This is a genomic window from Pseudomonas sp. CFBP 13602 (assembly GCF_014842725.1).
GTDB classification, from domain to species: Bacteria; Pseudomonadota; Gammaproteobacteria; order Pseudomonadales; family Pseudomonadaceae; genus Aquipseudomonas; species Aquipseudomonas baltica.
The window spans coordinates 370,169-389,454 of record NZ_JACYVT010000006.1 but is presented as its reverse complement, the minus strand read 5'-3'; the positions used below and the strand labels follow the sequence as shown (position 1 = coordinate 389,454).

At 63.5% G+C, this 19,286-nt stretch carries 12 protein-coding genes; 6 read left to right on the top strand and 6 right to left on the bottom strand.

Translation table 11 applies throughout. From position 1 onward, the window contains the following. Positions 1-975: a porphobilinogen synthase gene (gene hemB / locus IFU31_RS15085; protein WP_192103524.1), complete on the bottom strand. Its 975-nt coding sequence runs from the start codon at positions 973-975 to the stop codon at positions 1-3. A gap of 227 nt (positions 976-1,202) precedes the next feature. Here hemB and tkt point away from each other — a divergent pair, with 227 nt between their 5' ends. Further along, positions 1,203-3,272 (top strand): transketolase, encoded by a 2,070-nt coding sequence (gene tkt, locus IFU31_RS15080; protein ID WP_192103523.1) that lies wholly within the window; start codon positions 1,203-1,205, stop codon positions 3,270-3,272. 303 nt (positions 3,273-3,575) lie between these two features. After that, entirely contained in the window at positions 3,576-4,367 is a 792-nt protein-coding gene (locus tag IFU31_RS15075) for a TSUP family transporter (RefSeq protein ID WP_122477856.1), read from the top strand. Here the strand turns inward: IFU31_RS15075 and nudC are convergent. Genes nudC through gnd form a run of 5 tightly spaced genes read right to left on the bottom strand, consistent with a single transcriptional unit; the run spans position 4,335 to position 10,558 of the window. Beyond that, positions 4,335-5,165 carry an NAD(+) diphosphatase gene (gene nudC / locus IFU31_RS15070; RefSeq protein ID WP_192103521.1) on the bottom strand — a complete coding sequence of 277 codons (831 nt, stop codon included), beginning with the start codon at positions 5,163-5,165 and terminating at the stop codon, positions 4,335-4,337. The two genes, IFU31_RS15075 and nudC, sit on opposite strands and share 33 nt — an antisense overlap. A 31-nt stretch (positions 5,166-5,196) precedes the next feature. Then, positions 5,197-7,011, bottom strand: coding sequence for a glycoside hydrolase family 15 protein (locus tag IFU31_RS15065; RefSeq protein WP_192103519.1), 1,815 nt, complete (start codon positions 7,009-7,011; stop codon positions 5,197-5,199). A 57-nt stretch (positions 7,012-7,068) separates the two neighbouring features. Continuing rightward, positions 7,069-7,896, bottom strand: coding sequence for a Cof-type HAD-IIB family hydrolase (locus IFU31_RS15060; protein WP_192103517.1), 828 nt, complete (start codon positions 7,894-7,896; stop codon positions 7,069-7,071). Beyond that, a complete protein-coding gene (gene zwf / locus IFU31_RS15055) occupies positions 7,893-9,401 on the bottom strand; it encodes a glucose-6-phosphate dehydrogenase (RefSeq protein WP_192103515.1) in 1,509 nt (502 codons plus the stop codon). The genes IFU31_RS15060 and zwf overlap by 4 nt, the downstream gene beginning before the upstream one ends. Continuing rightward, positions 9,398-10,558 carry a phosphogluconate dehydrogenase (NAD(+)-dependent, decarboxylating) gene (gnd, locus tag IFU31_RS15050; RefSeq protein ID WP_425311959.1) on the bottom strand — a complete coding sequence of 387 codons (1,161 nt, stop codon included), beginning with the start codon at positions 10,556-10,558 and terminating at the stop codon, positions 9,398-9,400. The genes zwf and gnd overlap by 4 nt, the downstream gene beginning before the upstream one ends. A 457-nt stretch (positions 10,559-11,015) precedes the next feature. Here gnd and glgA point away from each other — a divergent pair, with 457 nt between their 5' ends. The 4 genes from glgA to IFU31_RS15030 are packed head-to-tail and all read left to right on the top strand — an operon-like array spanning position 11,016 to position 19,274. Next, positions 11,016-12,578, top strand: coding sequence for a glycogen synthase GlgA (gene glgA, locus IFU31_RS15045; RefSeq protein WP_192059637.1), 1,563 nt, complete (start codon positions 11,016-11,018; stop codon positions 12,576-12,578). A 35-nt stretch (positions 12,579-12,613) separates the two neighbouring features. Then, a complete protein-coding gene (gene treZ / locus IFU31_RS15040) occupies positions 12,614-14,407 on the top strand; it encodes a malto-oligosyltrehalose trehalohydrolase (RefSeq protein ID WP_192103513.1) in 1,794 nt (597 codons plus the stop codon). After that, entirely contained in the window at positions 14,404-16,488 is a 2,085-nt protein-coding gene (malQ, locus tag IFU31_RS15035; protein WP_192103511.1) for a 4-alpha-glucanotransferase, read from the top strand. The genes treZ and malQ overlap by 4 nt, the downstream gene beginning before the upstream one ends. Next, positions 16,485-19,274, top strand: coding sequence for a malto-oligosyltrehalose synthase (locus IFU31_RS15030; protein WP_192103509.1), 2,790 nt, complete (start codon positions 16,485-16,487; stop codon positions 19,272-19,274). Before malQ ends, IFU31_RS15030 begins: the two co-directional genes overlap by 4 nt. The last annotated feature ends 12 nt before the right edge of the window (positions 19,275-19,286 follow it).

Below are 19,286 nucleotides of genomic sequence, written 5' to 3'. Positions count from 1 at the left end.
TCAGATGCCTTCGCGGGCGATGTCCATGGCGAAGTAAGTGAAGATCAGGTCGGCACCGGCGCGCTTGATCGCGCCCAGGCTCTCGCGCACGATACGCTGCTCGTCCACCGCGCCTGCCTGGCCGGCAAACTTGATCATCGCGTATTCGCCACTGACCTGGTACGCAGCCAGCGGCAGGCGCGACGCCTCGCGGATATCGCGAATGATGTCTAGGTAGGCCCCTGCAGGCTTGACCATCAAGGCGTCCGCGCCCTCCTGCTCGTCGAGCAGCGATTCGCGCACGGCTTCGCGACGGTTCATGGGGTTCATCTGGTAGGTCTTGCGATCACCCTTGAGGGCCGTGCCACCGGCTTCGCGGAACGGGCCGTAGAACGACGACGCGAATTTGGTCGAATAGGCCATGATCGACGTGTCGAAGAAACCGGCTTCGTCCAGCGCGGCACGGATCGCCTGGACCTGGCCGTCCATGGCCGCCGACGGCGAAATGAAGTCGGCCCCGGCGCGGGCCGCGACCACGGCCTGCTTGCCGAGGTTGATCAAGGTGGCGTCGTTGTCGACATGGTCACCGTGCAGAACCCCGCAATGGCCATGGGAGGTGTACTCGCAGAAACAGGTGTCGGCCATGACCACCATCTCGGGAACGGTGTCCTTGCAGATACGGGCAATGCGCGCCACTAGACCGTTTTCGTTCCAGGTGTCGCTGCCATCGGCATCGAGGTGGTGAGACACGCCGAACGTCATCACCGATTTGATGCCGGCACGCGCGTAGCGCTCGATCTCGCCCGCAAGCTTCGACTCGGGAATGCGCATGACTCCCGGCATGCTGTTGATGGGCACGAAGTCGTCGATCTCTTCTTCGACGAAAATCGGCAGCACCAGGTCGCCAAGATTGAATTCGGCTTCCTGGAACAGGTCGCGGAAAGAAGCGTTGCGGCGCAGGCGGCGCGGCCTGGCGGAAGGAAACTGGCTGGGCATCATGGATTCCACTGATAAGGGCGTACGGCATCGAACGGGCAAGCTTAGGCCGGGAGACAGGCGCCGGGCAAACCGGATTTCGATAAAGCTGAGTTGCACGGCAGGTAACAATTGGTTGAAGTGCAGAGCACGGCCTTGCAACGCAACTTACCCGGCCGCTCAAGGGTCAACCCTGACGACATCTTCACCGCGATTTCCTCGCGAACTCAATGTGGGATCGAATCAATATGACAAATCAGGTTTCCAACCCAGCCAGTTCCACCGCCACCGACCAGCTGTGCATCAATACCTTGCGCACGTTGGCCATGGATGCCGTGCAGAAAGCCAATTCCGGGCATCCCGGCACACCCATGGCCATGGCGCCGGTGGGCTATACCCTGTGGAGCCGCTTCCTGCGCTACCACCCCGAGCATCCCGACTGGCCCAACCGCGACCGGTTCGTGCTCTCCGCCGGCCATGCTTCCATGCTGCTCTACGGCCTGCTGCACCTGGCGGGGGTCGAAGAAATCGACTCCCACGGAACCAAGACCGCCCAGCCTGCAGTCAGCCTGGACGACATCAAGCAGTTTCGCCAGATGGACTCCAAGACTCCCGGGCATCCCGAATACCGTTTCACTACCGGTGTCGAGACCACCACCGGGCCGCTGGGCCAAGGTTGCGCCAACAGCGTTGGCATGGCCATGGCTCAGCACTGGCTTGCGTCGCGCTTCAACCGCGACGACCTGAAGCTGTTCGACTACAACGTCTACGCGATCTGCGGCGATGGTGACATGATGGAAGGCGTCAGCAGCGAGGCCGCGTCGATGGCCGGCCATTTGAAGCTGGCCAACCTGTGCTGGATCTACGACAACAACACGATCAGCATCGAAGGCCACACAGAACTGGCGTTCAGCGAAGACGTGCTGACCCGATTCAAGGGCTACGGCTGGAACACCTTGCACGTCACCGACGCCAACGACACCGAAGCGTTGGCCAAAGCCTTCGAGCAGTTCACCCAGAACCGCGACGCGCCGACCTTGATCATGGTCGACAGCGTGATCGGCTACGGCGCGCCGAACAAACAGAACACCGCCGCTGCCCACGGTGAAGCGCTGGGTGACGATGAAATCAAGCTGGCCAAGAAAGCCTACGGCTGGGATGAGAACAGCAGCTTCTCGGTGCCTGACAGCGTGGCCCATCATCTGCGTGACACTTTGCTGAACAGCCATGGTGAACGCCATGCGCAGTGGGAACGGCAGTTGCAGACACTGGCAGAACGCGAACCCGACCTGGCCGAGGAACTGCGGCGCATGCGCGCTGGGGAAATGCCCGAAGGTTGGCACGCCGAACTGGAAGCCTTCGACACCGACGCCAAGGGTGTGGCGACGCGTGCCGCAGGCGGCAAGGTGCTGAACGCGTTCGCCAAGAAGATTCCCTGGTTGCTGGGCGGTTCGGCCGACCTGTCGCCGTCGACCAAGACCAACCTGACGTTCGACGGTGCAGGCAGTTTTTCGGCAACCCAGCCTGGGGGGCGCAATCTGCACTTCGGCATCCGCGAGCACGCCATGGGCGCGATCGCCAATGGCCTGGCGCTGTGCTACATCCGTCCGTACACCTCGACCTTTCTGGTGTTCAGCGACTACATGAAACCGCCGATTCGCCTGGCGGCGATCATGGAGTTGCCGGTGGTGTTCGTCTTTACCCACGATTCCATCGGTGTCGGTGAAGACGGCCCTACCCATCAGCCCATCGAGCACCTGACCCAGCTACGTGCCACCCCAGGGCTGCTGACGTTGCGCCCAGGCGATGCCAACGAAACCACCCAGGCTTGGAAGATTGCCTTGGCGCAGACTGATCGGCCGTCGTGCATCGTGTTGTCGCGTCAGCCTATGGCGACCTTGGATCGCGAACGCTTCGGCAGTGCCGAGGGCGTCGCCCGTGGCGGCTATGTGTTGGCCGACAGCGAGAATCCGCAGGTGATTCTGATCGCCACTGGCAGTGAAGTGGGCCTTGCCGTGCAGGCTTATGAGCAGTTGCACGAGCAAGGTATCGCGGCCCGCGTGGTCAGCCTGCCGTGCTGGGAGTTGTTCGAGGAGCAGGATGCGCAGTATCGCGAACAGGTGCTGCCGGCTGCGGTGACTGCGCGCGTGGCCATCGAGCAGGCCGGACCGCTGGGTTGGGATCGCTACGTGGGTGCCACCGGTGCGAAGGTGGTGATGAACAGCTTCGGGGCCTCGGCGCCGATCGACAAGCTGCAGGCCAAGTTCGGGTTCACCGTGGACAATGTGGTGAAGCTGGCGAAAGAGCAGATTGGCTAGCCCTATCTCGGCGGCGCGGCCGGACACCCTGTAGGAGCGGTCCGTGGCCGCGAAATGAGCGGCGCGGCGAGTCTGGAACCCCGCGGCGTTGCTTTCGCGGCCGCTGACCGCTCCTACGGTATCAGGCTCCTGTGTAGGAGCGGTCTTTGGCCGCGAAACGGGCGGCGCGGTCCATCGGCGGCTCCGCGGCGTCCCATTCGCGGCCAAAGACCGCTCCTACGGATGCATGCAGCGCCGCGCACCGGCTAGAATGGCTGCATTCGCCTGCGCCTTTCGCATGCACCCTGCCGTGAAGCCGACCCCATGTCTTTCGATCTTCTGTCCAATCTCAGCGTCACGCCGAGCGTCCTGCTCATTCTCGTGCTGGTCGCATTCGTGGCCGGGTTCATCGACGCCATCGCTGGCGGTGGTGGCCTGCTCACCACGCCGGCCCTGCTCACTGCAGGCTTGCCACCGCACCTGGTGCTGGGCACCAACAAGCTCAGCTCGACCTTTGGCGCCGCGACTGCAAGCTATACCTTCTACAAACGCAAGCTGTTCCATCCGCGGCAATGGAAGAATGCCCTGCTGGGCACCCTGGTCGGCGGATTTCTCGGTGCAGGTGCGGCGCACTACATGCCCGCCGAATGGCTGAACCGGATGCTGCCGGTGATCGTCTTCGCTTGCGGCCTGTACCTGCTGTTCGGCGGCACACCCAAGGCGCCGCTGGACAGCCACGCGCCGATCAAGCGCAAATGGCAATTGCCTCAAGGCTTGACGCTGGGCTTCTACGATGGCGTGGCAGGCCCCGGCACCGGGGCCTTCTGGACCGTCAGCACGATGCTGCTGTACCCACTGGACCTGGTCCGCGCCAGCGGCGTGGCGCGCAGCATGAACTTCGTCAGCAACATCGCCGCACTCACGGTGTTCATCATCAGCGGTCAGGTCGACTGGCTGATCGGCCTGAGCATGGGCCTGGCAGTGACGGTGGGTGCGTTCTTCGGCGCACGCACGGCGATCGGCGGCGGCGCCAAGTTCATCCGCCCGGTGTTCATTACCATCGTGCTGGCCCTGACCGTGCGGCTAGCCTGGCAGCACTGGTTCGGGCAGGCCTGAGCGGCGCGCCACGTACAGGTCGATGAGGTGCCGGGCAATCGAGCGCCCGGCCGGCAGGGCCGGCAATGCATCAATGCGAAACCACTGGGCGTCTTCGATTTCGTCGAGCTGCGGCACGATCTCGCCGGCGGCGTATTCGGCATGGAAACCCAGCATCATCGAATGCGGAAACGGCCAGCACTGGCTGCCGATGTACTGGATGTTGCGTACGCTCACCTGCACCTCTTCCATCACCTCACGGCGCAGGCAGTCTTCGGCAGACTCGCCCGGCTCGGCAAAGCCGGCCAACGTGCTGTAGACACCCGGCACGAACCGTGGAGAGCGAGCCAGCAAGACTTCATCGCCGCGCGTGACCAGTACGATCATGCTCGGCGAGATCCGCGGATAGCTGCGCAACTCGCAGCGCGCGCAATGCATCGCACGTTCACCTGGCACCTGCAACGTCGAGCCGCCGCAACTGCCGCAAAACCGATGCTCACGCGCCCAGGTGCCGATCTGCGCGGCATAGCCGAGCATGCGGTAGACCTGGAAATCGCCTTCGAGCATGAACTGCCGCAGGCCCTGCCAGTGGCAGCCGTCCGGTGCGTCCGGGCTGCGCAGCTCCAGAAGGTAAACCGGCCGGCCGTCGAAATGCCCGATGCCGTGTTCGGTCAGGACATCGATGGGTCGCTGCTTGAGCCAGTCACGCTCGAACAGTACGCCTTGGGCGTTGCAGAGAAATCCCTGGCTGCTGCGAGCCACGGCCCAGCCACCGGGTTGTGCGGTATCGAGCACCGCTGTGGTCCAGCGTTCACTCATCGAATCGAATCCTCGTCTTGCAGCCGCGCGATCATTCCACGCGCGCGCCCACGGCGGCGGCAGCGCGGGCCTGGGCCGGGTTCTGCGCGCGGTACAGGTTGAGCGCGGTATTGATGATGCCCAACTGGCTGAACGCCTGGGGAAAATTTCCCAGCATGCGCCCCGCCTGTGGGTCGTACTGCTCGGCCAGCAGGCCAACGTCGTTGCACAGACCGGCCAGGCGCTCGAACAGCCGTTCGGCGTCGGCCATGCGGCCTTGCAGCACATAGACATCGGCCAGCCAGAAAGAGCACACCAGAAAAGTCCCTTCGCCAGGGTCCAGGCCATCGACCCCGTGGGCGGTGTCGTAACGCAGCAGCAGACCGTCGCGCATCAACGTGCTCTCGATACGTGCCACGGTCGCCACCACCCGCGGATCGTCCGGCGGCAGGAAACCGGTCAAGGCAATCTGCAGCAGGCTGGCATCGGTATGGGTCGAACCATAGGCCTGAACGAAATGCCCCAGCTGCGCATCGATGCCCCGGCTGCAGACCTGGGCATGGATGCGGTCGGCGACGGCGCGGTAACGCGCGGCCTGTTCCCGCCCCTCTTCTGTGGGCTCGGCGAGGTTCGCCGCACGGTCGAAAGCCACCCAGGCCATGACCTTGGAATGGGTGAAGTGCTGCGGCGCACCGCGAATCTCCCAGATTCCCTCGTCCGGCTGCTCCCAGATGCTTTCCAGGTACGGCAGTATGACGCGGAAAATCGCAGCGCCACGCGGGTGTCGCGGCAGCCCGGCGCGGATGGCCTGGCTCATGGCGTCGGCCACTTCGCCGTAGACATCCAGCTGCCGCTGGGTCGCGGCGCCGTTGCCGATGCGCACCGGCGCCGAACCCTCGTAGCCCGCCAGCCATGGCAGGGTCTGCTCGGGCAATCGGCGCTCACCGGCCAGGCCGTACATGATCTGCATCTGCTCGGGGTTGCCGGCAACCGAACGCATCAACCACTTGCGCCAGGCAGCGGCTTCTTCGTAGTAGCCCAGGTTCATGAAGGCCAGCAAGGTCATGGTGGCATCGCGCAGCCAGCAGTAACGATAATCCCAGTTGCGCTCGCCGCCCAATTGCTCGGGCAGCGAGGTGGTGACCGCAGCGACGATGCCGCCCGTGGGGGCATAGGTCATGGCCTTGAGGGTCAACAGCGAGCGCTTGACCAGCGGCGTCCATGCCCCCACGTCGGGGCAGCGCTCGGCGAACTCATGCCAGTAGCGCTCGGTTTCGGCCAGGCAGCGGTCGGCATCCACGGCCGGTTGCAGCGGCAGGTGCGAGGCCTGGAAACTCAGGCGATAGCACAGCCGCTCGCCGGCGGCGACCGTGAAGCGGCTGCCGGTGCGGTGGTCCACCGCGTGCAGGTCGGACGCGCTGCGCAACACCAGCATGTCGGGGCCGGCCACCGCAGTGAGGGTCCGGGGATGGGCCTGCTCGACCCAGGGCACGCTGCTGCCGTAGTCGAAGCGCATGACCAGCTCCATGTCGAAAGCGACCTTCCCGCTCAGCCCGACGACCGTGCGCACTACGCAGTCCTGGTCACCCAACGGCATCCAGTCGACGAGCATGGCGCTGCCGTGCTCGGTATGGAACACCGTCTCCAGGATCATCGTGCTGTCGCGGTAGCGGCGCTCGGTAGCGGTCAAGGCATCGCTGGGGCAGATACGCCAGCGGCCGTTTTCGCTGTCACCCAGCAGGGCCGAGAAACAGGCAGGGGAATCGAAACGAGGAAAGCACAACCAATCCAGCGAACCCGACTTGTCAACCAGAGCAGCGGTACGGCAGTTGCCCAACAGGGCATAGTCTTCGATCAGTGCCGGCATGGAACCCTCATGACCACTGGCGCGGACCGGAAGTCGGTGCCACGCCGGAAAACTGTATCAACGTCGAGCGCGGGGCAATATCAGCTCATGAATGGCTTGCGCCACGCCGTCCGCCGCATTGCTGGCGGTCACTGCATCGGCCTGGTCGCGCACCGCCTGCTCGCCCTGGCCCATGGCCACGGAAAAACCGGCCCGCTTGAACATGGCCACATCGTTGGCGCCGTCACCCAATACGGCGGTGTTGGCCAGGTCAATGCTCAAACCGGCAGCCAAGGTTGCCAGGGCTTCGCCTTTGTTGGCCAACACCGCGGTGATGTCCAGGTAATACTGCTGCGAGCGTGCCGCAATCGCCTTGCCGCTCAGCGGCCCCTGCAGCTGCCGTTCCAGATCGATCAGCAGTTGGAAGTCGCTGGAGGTGGCGACCATCTTGTGCACGCGGTCCAGATAGGGCGTGAAATCGTCGACGATCAACGGCTCGTAACCCAGAGCGTGCAGCTCCTTGGGAAAATAGTGAGCGTCGCGGTCGCGTGCCAGCCACTGGTCGTCGGCGAACACCCAGACGTCCAGCCGGTGCTCGGCAAACAACGCCAGGCAAATATCGACCGCCGCGCGCTCCACCCAGTGGGATTGCAGCTCACTGCCGTCGGGATTGACCAGTACGCCACCGTTGAATGCAGCGGTCGGCAGGTCGATTCCCAAGGTCTGGATCTGTTGGCGCATGGCCCGCGGCGGGCGGCTGCTCGCCAGGGTAAACCGCACCCCTGCCTCGCGCAGCTGCGCCACCGCCTCGATAACCGCTGGGCTCAGGCTGTGATCGGGCATCAGCAGGGTGCCGTCCATGTCGCTGAGGACGAACTGGATGAGGTGTTCCGAAGCCGCACTCATCCCAGTCGATGCCAGTGGTGGCCATCGCGTGCCAACAATTCGTCGGCCGCCTCCGGACCGTCTTCGCCCGCCGCGTAGGCGGCAATGCTGCCACCCTCGCGCCAGGCGTCGAGGAACGGCTGCACGGCGCGCCAACCATTTTCGATGTTGTCGGCGCGCTGGAACAGGGTCTGGTCGCCGATGAGGCAGTCGTAGATCAACGTCTCGTAGCCCGTGGACGGCTGCATCTGGAAGAAGTCCTTGTAGGCGAAGCCCAGCTTGACGTTCTCCAGCTCCATTGCCGGCCCAGGGCGTTTGGCCTGCAGGTCGAACCACATGCCCTCGTCGGGCTGGATCTGGATCTTCAGGTAGTTGGATTTGAGCCGGTCTACTTCGGTGTCGCGGAACTGCGCATAGGGCGCTGGCTTGAAGCAGATGGCGATCTCGGTGTCGCGCACGCTCATGCGCTTGCCGGTCCGCAGATAGAAGGGCACACCGACCCAGCGCCAGTTGTCGACCATGACCTTGAGCGCCACGTAGGTTTCGGTGCTGCTCTGCGGGTCGACCTTGGGCTCCTCGCGATAGCCGGGCTTGTCGCCCTGCCCCGCGGTGTACTGGCCACGGACCGAATTCTTCAAGGCATCGGCCTTGGACCAGGGGCGAATGGCGCCGATCACCTTGGCCTTCTCGCCGCGGACCGCGTCGGCGCCGAAGGCCGCCGGGGGCTCCATGGCAATCATCGCCAACAGCTGGAAAAGGTGATTGGGGACCATGTCGCGCAACGCGCCGGTCTGGTCGTAGAAATTGCCACGGGTTTCAACCCCGACCGTTTCGGCGGCAGTGATCTGCACGTGGTCGATGTAGTGGTTGTTCCAGAACGCTTCGAAAATACCGTTGGAGAAACGGCTGACCAGAATGTTCTGCACCGTCTCCTTGCCCAGGTAATGATCGATGCGATAGATCTGCTTCTCGCTCATCACGCTCAACAGGCAGGCGTTGAGCGCTTCGGCGGACGCCAGGTCGTGACCGAAGGGTTTTTCGATCACCACCCGGCGAAAGGCGTCGGGCTGCTCCTTGAGCAACCCGCTGCTGCCCAGTCGCTGCGCCACTTCACTGAAGAAGCGCGGCGAGGTGGCCAGGTAGAACATGGCATTGCCGGTACCGTTGACTTCGATGCGCTCGGCAATCGCCTGGTAGGTGGCGTCGTCGAGGAAGTCGCCGGAAATGTAGCTGATGCGCTTGCGCAGCTTGGCCCAGAGCGCCGGATCCAGCACTTTGTCCGGCTCGTCGATGCCCTTGGCGCGCGCCTGTTCGATGATAAAGGCTTCGAGCTTGGCGGCGAAATCCGCGTCGCTCACCTCGTTGTGATCGACCCCGACAATGTGCAGGCCGTTGTCCAGCAGTCCATCCCGGCTCAGGTTGTACAAGGCCGGCATCAGCAAGCGTTTGACAAGGTCGCCGTGGGCGCCGAACAGAAACAGGGTTGACGGTGGAGCGGCATCTACTTTCGAGGTCGCTCTACTCATTTGGGAACCTCGACGTGACCGCCGAAGCCGAAGCGCATCGCCGAGAGGATCTTGTCACCGTAGGTCGCGTCCTGACGCGAGCGGAAGCGCGCAAACAAGGCGCTGGACAACACCGGTACCGGCACGGCCTGCTCAACCGCCGCGTCGATGGTCCAGCGGCCTTCACCACTGTCCGACACGACGCCGGAATATTGGCTCAGCTGCTGATCGCTGGCCAGAGCATCGGCCGTCAGGTCGAGCAACCACGACGACACCACGCTGCCGCGACGCCAGACTTCGGCGATGTCGGCCAGGTTGAGGTCGAAACGCTGATCTTCCGGCAGCTCGCTGCTGGACTTGGTCTTGAGGATATCGAAGCCCTCGGCGAAGGCCTGCATCATGCCGTACTCGATGCCATTGTGGATCATCTTGACGAAATGCCCGGAACCGGCCGGACCTGCATGGATGTAGCCACGCTCGGCACGATCGTCCGAACTGTTGCGATCACGGGTACGCGGGATGTCGCCCATGCCCGGCGCCAGGCAGTCGAACAGTGGGTCGAGGCGTTCGAAGATGTCCGGCTCGCCGCCGATCATCATGCAATAGCCACGGTCCAGGCCCCACACGCCGCCAGAGGTGCCGACGTCGACGTAGTGCAACTGGCGGGCAGCCAGCTCGCGTGCGCGACGGATGTCATCCTTGTAGAAGGTGTTGCCCCCGTCGATGATCACGTCGCCCGGCTCGAGCAGATCGCCCAGCTGGGCGATGGTCGCCTCGGTCGGAGCGCCGGCGGGCAGCATGACCCAGACCGCGCGCGGCGTGTCCATCTTGCTCACCAGATCGGCTAGATCGGCGGCCCCGATGGCGCCCTCACCGGCCAGGCCATGCACTGAATCCTGATTGCGATCGAAGACCACCGTTTGATGACCCGCGCGCATCAACCTTCTGGCGATGTTGCCGCCCATGCGGCCCAGCCCAATGATTCCCAGTTGCATGCGAGAGCTCCACTCTATGTTGCTTGAAGAAGATATTTCTTGAACGGTGTTGTCCTGAAAGCCTGTACGGGTATTGCCCGATCGAGCTTCCAAGTTAGTCCCGGACGATACCGGTAAGTTTCCGAGTATACCTTTGGTCGATTGCGACGCTGGGCAAAACTTGGCTTTTTTTGTCGATTTCATCAACGTTCATACCTGGGATCCGACACAAATCGCAACGGTTTGCGAGGCAGGCATGGACGACCGCGCAAAAGCGCTTTCGGCGCACAGCCAAAGTGCGCTGGAAGCCCTCTGGCAGAGGCCTGTAGTACGAGTGTGCCAATAATTATCGGCCGTCAGTCGCGCGCCTGGCCCAAAAAAATGGCGGATCTCCTACACTCAGGCCACAGGCGATGTATCGCTTGGAAATCCGATGCAAAAAACTCGAAACTTTTTGCAAATCAGACAGGTCAGGATAGGGAGCAGGTTATTTGATGTTTCTTGTCCGCCAAGCCTGCCATCCCGTGAATCATTGCAGCCTGCGGCAGGAACGCCGTTGCCTGCGGCGCCTGTGCGTGTGTCAGCGGGAAGCGCTAATCGATCAGCGCTTTTTTTAGAGTCAGGATCTGCCATACAAGTACGTAATGCACGGGAGAGAACAATGATCAGTGCCGCTGTCGAAAACCACGGAGAGCGTTTCAACAGGCAAGCGGCGGAACCCGCCCACTTGCAGGTTCCCACGCCTACCAGCAAAGCACTGCAGACGCCGTCTGGCGTCCACAAACAAAAAGTTCTTTTCGTGACATCGGAAATTGCCGACCTGGTCAAGACCGGCGGCCTGGGTGACGTGTCGGCGGCGCTGCCACGCGCCATGAGTCAGGTACATGACGTTCGCGTACTGATTCCCGGCTACCCGCAAGTGCTCAACAGCGACAACCCGATCCACGTGGTCGGCGAACTCAGCGGCCATGCCGCCCTGCCACCGTGCAAGATCGGCCGCATGGACATGCCCGACGGGCTGGTCATCTACGTGTTGCTCTGCCCAGAACTGTATGAGCGCGATGGCACCCCCTACGGCGCCAACAACGGTCGCGACTGGCCGGACAACCATATCCGCTTCGCCCGCCTGGGCCTGGCAGCTGCCGATATCGCCGCAGGCCAGGGCATGGTGCACTGGAAGCCCGACCTGGTTCACGCCCACGATTGGCCTGCCGGCCTAGCGCCTGCCTACATGCACTGGCGTGGTCTGCGTACCCCTACCCTGTTCACCATCCACAACCTGGCCTACCAGGGTGTGTTCAGCCGCGGCTGCTGCCCGGAGCTGGGCGTTCCCAACCATGCGATGCAGCAGGACGGCATGGAGTTCTTCGGCAAGCTGTCGTTTCTCAAGGCCGGCATGGCCTACGCGAACCACATCACCACGGTGAGCGCCACCTATGCCGAAGAGATCACCACACCCGAATTCGGTTGCGGCCTGGAAGGCTTCCTCAGCAGCAAGGCGCAGCAAGGCAAACTCAGCGGCATTCCCAACGGCATCGACGCCAGCTGGGAGTCGGCCACCGACCCGCACCTGGTCTGCCCGTTCAGCCTGAACGACTGGGAAGGCAAGGCGGTCAATGCGGCCCACGTGCGCAAGCTGTTCGAAATCGAAGAATCTGATGGTCCCCTGTTCGCGGTGGTGTCCCGCCTGGTCTACCAGAAAGGCCTGGACCTTACCGAAGGCGTGACACAGTTCATCGTCGAAAACGGCGGCCAGGTGATCATCATCGGCCGCGGCGAGCCCGAGGAAGAGCAGGCCATGCGCGAGCTCGCCCTGCGCTTCCCGGGTCGCGTGGGTGTACGCATCGGCTTCAACGAAACCGATGCCCGGCGCATGTTCGCCGGCAGCGACTTCCTGCTGATGCCGTCACGCTACGAGCCCTGCGGCCTGAGCCAGATGTATGCACAACGCTTCGGCTCGCTGCCCGTGGCGCGCAACACCGGCGGCCTGGCCGACACCATCGAGGACGGGGTAACCGGTTTTCTGTTCGGCGAGTCGACCATCGAAAGCTACAAGGCCGCCCTGGCGCGCGCCTTCTATGTCTTCGGCAAGCCTGAACTGTTGAATGCCATGCGCTGCCGCGCGATGACCCAGCCTTTCAACTGGAGCGAGGCGGTGGAACCTTACGCCGAGCTTTATCAGGCGCTGGTTCATGGCAGCAAGACTTCTGCGAATCATAAATAACGGCGATCAATCAATAAATGGAAGAGGTTTCATCGATGCCTTCACGGAAAACTGAAACCTGGTCCCACGGTGCAGTAATGCAGGACTCCGGGCTCACTCACTTTGCATTGTGGGCACCGGACGCTTTCTCGGTCGGGCTGCAGATCGCCGACGGCGAATCGTTGCCCATGCTCGCCGGCAACGACGGCTGGTTCACCCTGGAACACAAGTGCGCGGCCGGTACCGCCTACCGTTTCGATATCGATGGCGAGATGGCAGTGCCTGACCCGGCGTCCCGCGCCCAGCAGGACGACGTGCATTCAGCCAGCCTTGTAGTCGACCCGCTGGCCTACAGTTGGCAGAACACCAGCTGGCTGGGCCGACCATGGTCCCAGGCCGTCATCTATGAACTGCACGTGGGTGCGCTGGGCGGCTACGCCGGTGTCGAGTCCCACCTGGCACGCCTTGCAGCCCTGGGCGTCACCGCGATCGAGTTGATGCCCATCGCCGAATTCCCCGGCGAACGCAATTGGGGGTACGACGGCGTCCTGCCGTATGCTCCGGAAGCCTCCTACGGCACACCCGAACAGCTCAAGCATTTGATCGATTGCGCCCATGGCCATGGCCTGATGGTGATCCTCGATGTGGTCTACAACCACTTCGGCCCCGATGGCAATTACCTCGGCCGCTACGCCAAGGGCTTCTTCCGCCACGACAAGAAAACTCCGTGGGGCGATGCCATCGACTTCCGTCGCGATGAGGTAAGAAGTTTCTTCATCGATAACGCGGCCATGTGGCTGCTCGAATACCGTTTCGACGGCCTGCGCTTCGACGCCGTGCATGCCATTCAAGACCCGACCTTCCTGCAGGAGATGGCCACCATCCTGCGCGAGCAGGTCGGCGCCGATCGACACGTCTGGCTGATGCTGGAGAACGAGCACAACCAGGCTCATCTGCTCGAGCAAGGTTACGACGCGCAGTGGAACGACGACGGTCATAACGTGCTGCATGCACTGCTCACCGGTGAAGACGAGGCGTACTACGCCGACTTCAGCGAACAGTCGACCGAAAAGCTGGCGCGTTGCCTGAGTCAGGGTTTCATCTATCAGGGCGATACCAACCAGAAGGGCGAATCGCGTGGCGAACCCAGCGGTCATCTGCCGCCCACTGCCTTCGTGCTGTTTCTGCAGAACCACGACCAGATCGGCAACCGCGCCATGGGTGAGCGCCTGAGTCTGCTGTGCGGCGAACCGGCCCTGCGCGCCGCCACTGCCTTGCTGTTGCTGTCGCCGATGATTCCCATGCTGTTCATGGGCGACGAGTGGGCCGCCGACGAGCCGTTCCTGTTTTTCACCGATCACCACGGCGAATTGGCCGAAGCGGTCCGCGAGGGGCGTCGCGCCGAGTTTGCCGCGTTCGACGCCTTCGCCAACGAAGCAACCCGGGCGAAGATTCCCGATCCGAACGCTGCCAGCACGTTCGAAGCGTCGCGGCCGGACTTCGCCGAATTCCAGTTCCGCCAGGACGGGGCCTGGGTGCAGTTGTATCGCCAGTTGCTGGCCTTGCGCCGCGACGAGATCGTGCCGCGGCTCGATGGTGCCCAGTCACTGGGTGCGCAGGTATTGGCCGACAAGGCGGTGACGGCAAAATGGCGAATGGGCGATGGCAGCGTGTTGCGCATCGATCTGAACCTGAGCGAGGCGACCGTGCCGGCCCATCTGCAGACCGAACACCTGCTGTTCGACAGCCGGCCCCAGAACGACACCACCACCGTACTGAACCAAGGACTGCCCGCCTTTACCGCTCTGGTCAGCTTGATTCCGGCGGGTGACTCGGAGACAGCGGTATGACCGAACAACGCCAACTCCACGATCTTGCCGAGCGCGCCGGCATCGCCGTTGACTGGACCGATGCCAATGGCAAGCCGCAGACGGTTGCCGACGGTGTCCTGCGCAAGGTGCTGCGTGGCCTGGGCCATCCTGCCGATTCAGTGCAAGAGGTCGAGCAAAGCCTGGACGAGTTGCGCAAGACGGCACAGTCGCATCGCCTGCCCCCACTGTTGACGGTCGAACACGGCCAGCCGCTCGATCTTGCGCGGTTCTTCGAGCCGGGTACGGCCTGCGAAGTCAAGCTGGAAGACGGCAGTACGCTGTCGCTGAGCCTGGACAAAAACGGCGCCCTGCCCGGCCTGTTGCCCGTCGGTTATCAGGACGTGCACATCGAGCAGCAGCATTTCACCCTGGCTGTAGCGCCACCACGCTGCTTCAGCGTAGCCGACGCCTATGGCCAGGACACGGCCCACGCCTGGGGGCTGAGTGTTCAGTTGTACGCAGTGCGCCGCAGCGGTGATGGCGGCTTCGGCGACACCCAAGCCCTGGAAACGCTGGTGCGCAGTGCCGGCGAGCGCGGTGCCGATGCCTTGGCGATCAGCCCCATGCACGCCATGAGCAGCAGCGACAACACGCGCTACAGCCCCTACTCGCCTTCGAGCCGGCTGTTTCTCAACAGCCTGTACGCGGCACCTGCCGCGGTGCTCGGTGAAGACGCCGTGCGCACCGCTATCGAAACTTCCGGGTTGGGCGATACCCTGCACGCGCTGGAAGCGTTGCCTTTGGTGGACTGGCCAGCTGCCGCCGGGGCCAAGCAGCGCTTGCTGCGTGCGCTCTATGACAGCTTCTGCCAGAACGAACACCCCCTCAATGCGGATTTCAACGCGTTCCGCCACACCGGTGGCGAAGCGCTGGAGAATCACTGCCGCTACGAGGCCTTGCAGGCCGACTTCAAGGCTCGCGGTGAAAGCCTGGACTGGCGCCAGTGGCCCCAGCAGTGGCATGACCCGCGCGGCACGGCCGTAGCCGAGTTCGCTGCAGCCCACGGCGATGAGATCGCCTTTCATGCATTCTGCCAATGGCTGATCGACCGCTGCTTGGCCAAGGTGCAGCAAGCGGCGCGCAGCAGCGGCATGAAGATCGGTCTGATCGCCGACCTTGCCGTGGGTGCCGACGGCGCCGGTAGCCAGGCCTGGAGCCGTCAGGACGAGTTGCTCGCCGACCTGACCGTGGGCGCGCCGCCTGACATTCTGAATCGCTCGGGGCAAAGCTGGGGCATCTCGGCATTCTCGCCCGAGGGACTGCAGCGCAATGGCTTCCGCGCATTCATCGAGATGCTGCGGGCTAATTTCGCCCACGCCGGTGGCCTGCGCATCGATCACATCATGGGCCTGCAGCGCCTGTGGCTGATTCCGGCCGACGCCAAGCCCGGCGAAGGTGCCTACCTGCAGTTTCCCATCGACGACATGCTGCGCCTGCTCGCGCTCGAATCCCACCGTCACCAGGCCGTGGTGCTGGGCGAAGACCTCGGCACGGTGCCCGATGGCTTGCGTGAGAAGCTGGCAGCCCGGCAGATGCTGGGGATGCGCGTGCTGCTGTTCGAACAGAACGACGGCGTGTTCATCGAGAATCAAGCGTGGCCAGATAACGCCCTGGCCACCTCGACCACCCACGACCTGCCGACCCTCAACGGTTGGTGGCGCGGGCGTGACATCGATTGGAACCGCGACCTGGAACTGATCGACGAGCCGACCGAGAAACACTGGCGCGAGACCCGCGAGCACGAGCGTCGCGCGTTGCGCCAGGTGCTTGCACACGAGCTGCAGCAGAGTCAGGTGGAGGGCGTGGACGACATCGATGCGATGATCGACGCCAGTACCCGCTTCCTTGGCCAGACCCCTGCTCCGCTGGTATTGCTGCCGATCGACGATGCCTTGGGTATCGAGGAACAGGCCAACCTGCCGGGCACCATAGACAGTCATCCCAATTGGCGCCGCCGCTACAGCGCCCATGCCCAGAATCTTCTCGACGATGAAGACGCTGCCAGACGCCTAGAGCTGCTGGCCTGCGCCCGCCAACAAGCCAGTGAGCGTTACCGATGAAAAAAATGACGGCCAGCGTTCGGCTGCAGTTGCACAAGGATTTCACCCTGGATGATGCCGCTCGCCTGGTGCCGTATTTTTCCCGGCTCGGCATCAGCCATGTGTACGCGTCTCCCATTCTCAAGGCCCGCCCCGGCTCGATGCACGGCTACGACGTCGTCGACCCGACCCAGGTCAACCCCGAACTGGGTGGCCAGCCCGCGCTGGAGCGGCTGATCGCAGCGCTGCGCGAGCAGGACATGGGTTTCATCCTCGACATCGTGTCCAATCACATGGCCGTGGGGGGTGCGCACAACCCGTGGTGGCTCGACCTGCTCGAGTGGGGGCGTCGCAGCCCGTATTCGGAGTTCTTCGACATTCAGTGGCACTCGCCCGACCCGTTGCTCGAAGGCCAGTTGCTGTTGCCCTTTCTCGGCAGTGACTACGGCGCAGCCCTGCAGGGCGGTGAACTGGTGCTCAAGTTCGACGCCGAGCAAGGCAGCTTTTTCGTTGAGCACTACGAGCATCGCTTTCCGATCTGTCCGATCGACTACCCGCACATCCTGGCGGCGTCGGGCAATGCACCGGTCAGCGAGTTGGGCGCGCGCTTCGCCAACCTGCATGGCAGCGACGACGCGTACGGCGAGGCTCGCGCGCTGCAAGCCGATCTGGCGACCCGTGTTGCCAGCGGCGGCCTGAACGATGGCATTAAAGCCTCCCTCGCCCAGTTCGATGCCACCAGCGACGAAGGCTTCAACCGCCTGCACGAGCTGCTGGAGCGACAATCCTATCGCCTGGCAAGCTGGCGCACCGCCGGTGACGACATCAACTGGCGGCGCTTCTTCGACGTCAACGAGTTGGGCGGCCTGCGTGTCGAGCGGCCGGCGGTGTTCGAAGCGACCCATGCGAAGATCTTCGAACTGATCGGCGCAGGCCTGGTGGACGGCTTGCGTATCGACCATATCGACGGCCTGGCCGACCCACGTGGCTACTCGCGCAAACTGCGACGTCGGGTCAACGCCCTGTTGCAGCAGCGCCCGGCGTCCGCGCGCATCGATCACGTACCGATCTACGTCGAGAAGATTCTGGGCGCAGGCGAAACACTGCACCGTGACTGGCAGGTCGATGGCACCACCGGCTACGAGTTCATGAACCAGGTGTCGTTGCTGCAACATGATCCTGACGGCGAGCAGCCACTGGGCGAGCTGTGGAGCCGCGTCAGTGGCCGCCCCAGCGAGTTCATCGAAGAAGCCCACGTAGCTCGCAACCTGGTACTCAACGGTTCCCTCGCCGGCGATTTCGAGTCCGTGGCCCAGGCCTTGCTGCAAGTGGCCCGCGGCGACTTGATGAGCCGCGACCTGACCCTGGGCGCCATCCGCCGAGCGCTGCAAGAGCTGATCGTGCACTTCCCGGTGTACCGTACCTATATCAACCCGTGCGGACGCCCGGCTGAAGACGAAGCCTTCTTCCAGAAGGCCATGGACGGCGCACGCGGTACCTTGGGCGAGGCCGACTGGCCGGTACTCGATTACCTGCAGCGCTGGCTGGGTGGCGAACGCTGGCGCGCGCTGCCTATCGGGCGTCGACGCAAGCTGATTCGTCACGCCTGCGTGCGCTTCCAGCAACTGACATCGCCGGCGGCGGCCAAGGCTGTCGAGGACACTGCATTCTACCGCTCTGCCGTATTGCTTTCGCGCAACGACGTCGGTTTCGAGACCGAACTGTTCGCCGGCACCCCGGAAGCGTTCGACCAGGCCTGTCAGCAGCGCCTCGAGCATTTCCCGGACAATCTGCTGGCCACTGCCACCCACGACCACAAGCGGGGCGAAGACACCCGTACGCGCCTGGCCGTGCTCAGCGAGCGCGCACCCTGGTACGTCGAGCAAGTGCAGCAATGGCTGGAGCTGGCTGCGCCCTTGCGCAGTGCCTTCGGCGACGGCCATGCACCGAGTGGTGGCGACGAGCTGATGCTTTACCAGGCACTGCTGGGCAGCTGGCCGCTGGACCTGCGCAGTGACGACGTCGAAGGCCTGACCGCCTACGCCGAGCGCCTGTACCAATGGCAGCAGAAGGCGTTGCGCGAAGCCAAGCTGATCAGCAGCTGGAGTGCGCCGAACGAAGCCTACGAAACAGCCTGCCGCGACTTTCTCGAGCAATTGCTGCTGGGCGACAAGGGTCGCCCGCTGCGCGATGCCATTGCCGCCGCCAGTCGCACCATTGCGCCCAGCGGCGCGCTGTACAGCCTGGTGCAAACCCTGCTGCGCATGACCGTGCCCGGCATCCCCGATCTGTATCAGGGTGCCGAGTACTGGGATTTCAGCCTGGTCGATCCGGACAACCGTCGTCCGGTGGATTACGCCGCACGCGAACATTCGCTCGATGCTCGCCCTGCGGTCAGCGAATTGCTGCAAGACTGGCACGATGGTCGCATCAAGCAGGCCATGATCCAGCGCACGCTTCAGGCGCGTGCCTCACACCCGGCGCTATTCCGGGACGGCAGCTACCAGAAGCTCGACGTCCAGGGTGTGCATGCCGATCGCATTCACGCGTTCGCTCGCGTACTGGACGGCACGACGGCCATAGTGATCGTGCCCCGTCTGGCCAGCGGCCTTTTGGCCGATGCCCAGACGCCTTTGATCGATGCCAGCGCTTGGGGCGACACCCGTGTCGTTTTGCCATCGGTGCAATCCGGGGCTACATTGAAGGGACTTTTCTCCGACCACGCAGTCACAGCAGAGAAGGAATTGTTGGTGAGCACTGCGCTGAAAGAGTTTCCCGTCAATCTCTTCCTACAAAGTGAGCTGTAATAAGGAGCGTTG

What these genes read in the sequence shown, in the direction of transcription:
- IFU31_RS15030 (WP_192103509.1), top strand. Translation starts at nt 16,485, where the DNA reads ATGAAAAAAATGACGGCCAGCGTTCGGCTGCAGTTGCACAAGGATTTC.
- IFU31_RS15060 (WP_192103517.1), bottom strand. Translation starts at nt 7,896, where the DNA reads ATGAGTGCGGCTTCGGAACACCTCATCCAGTTCGTCCTCAGCGACATG.
- zwf (WP_192103515.1), bottom strand. Translation starts at nt 9,401, where the DNA reads ATGAGTAGAGCGACCTCGAAAGTAGATGCCGCTCCACCGTCAACCCTG.
- treZ (WP_192103513.1), top strand. Translation starts at nt 12,614, where the DNA reads ATGCCTTCACGGAAAACTGAAACCTGGTCCCACGGTGCAGTAATGCAG.
- glgA (WP_192059637.1), top strand. Translation starts at nt 11,016, where the DNA reads ATGATCAGTGCCGCTGTCGAAAACCACGGAGAGCGTTTCAACAGGCAA.
- hemB (WP_192103524.1), bottom strand. Translation starts at nt 975, where the DNA reads ATGCCCAGCCAGTTTCCTTCCGCCAGGCCGCGCCGCCTGCGCCGCAAC.
- IFU31_RS15065 (WP_192103519.1), bottom strand. Translation starts at nt 7,011, where the DNA reads ATGCCGGCACTGATCGAAGACTATGCCCTGTTGGGCAACTGCCGTACC.
- IFU31_RS15075 (WP_122477856.1), top strand. Translation starts at nt 3,576, where the DNA reads ATGTCTTTCGATCTTCTGTCCAATCTCAGCGTCACGCCGAGCGTCCTG.
- gnd (WP_425311959.1), bottom strand. Translation starts at nt 10,558, where the DNA reads ATGAAATCGACAAAAAAAGCCAAGTTTTGCCCAGCGTCGCAATCGACC.
- tkt (WP_192103523.1), top strand. Translation starts at nt 1,203, where the DNA reads ATGACAAATCAGGTTTCCAACCCAGCCAGTTCCACCGCCACCGACCAG.
- nudC (WP_192103521.1), bottom strand. Translation starts at nt 5,165, where the DNA reads ATGAGTGAACGCTGGACCACAGCGGTGCTCGATACCGCACAACCCGGT.
- malQ (WP_192103511.1), top strand. Translation starts at nt 14,404, where the DNA reads ATGACCGAACAACGCCAACTCCACGATCTTGCCGAGCGCGCCGGCATC.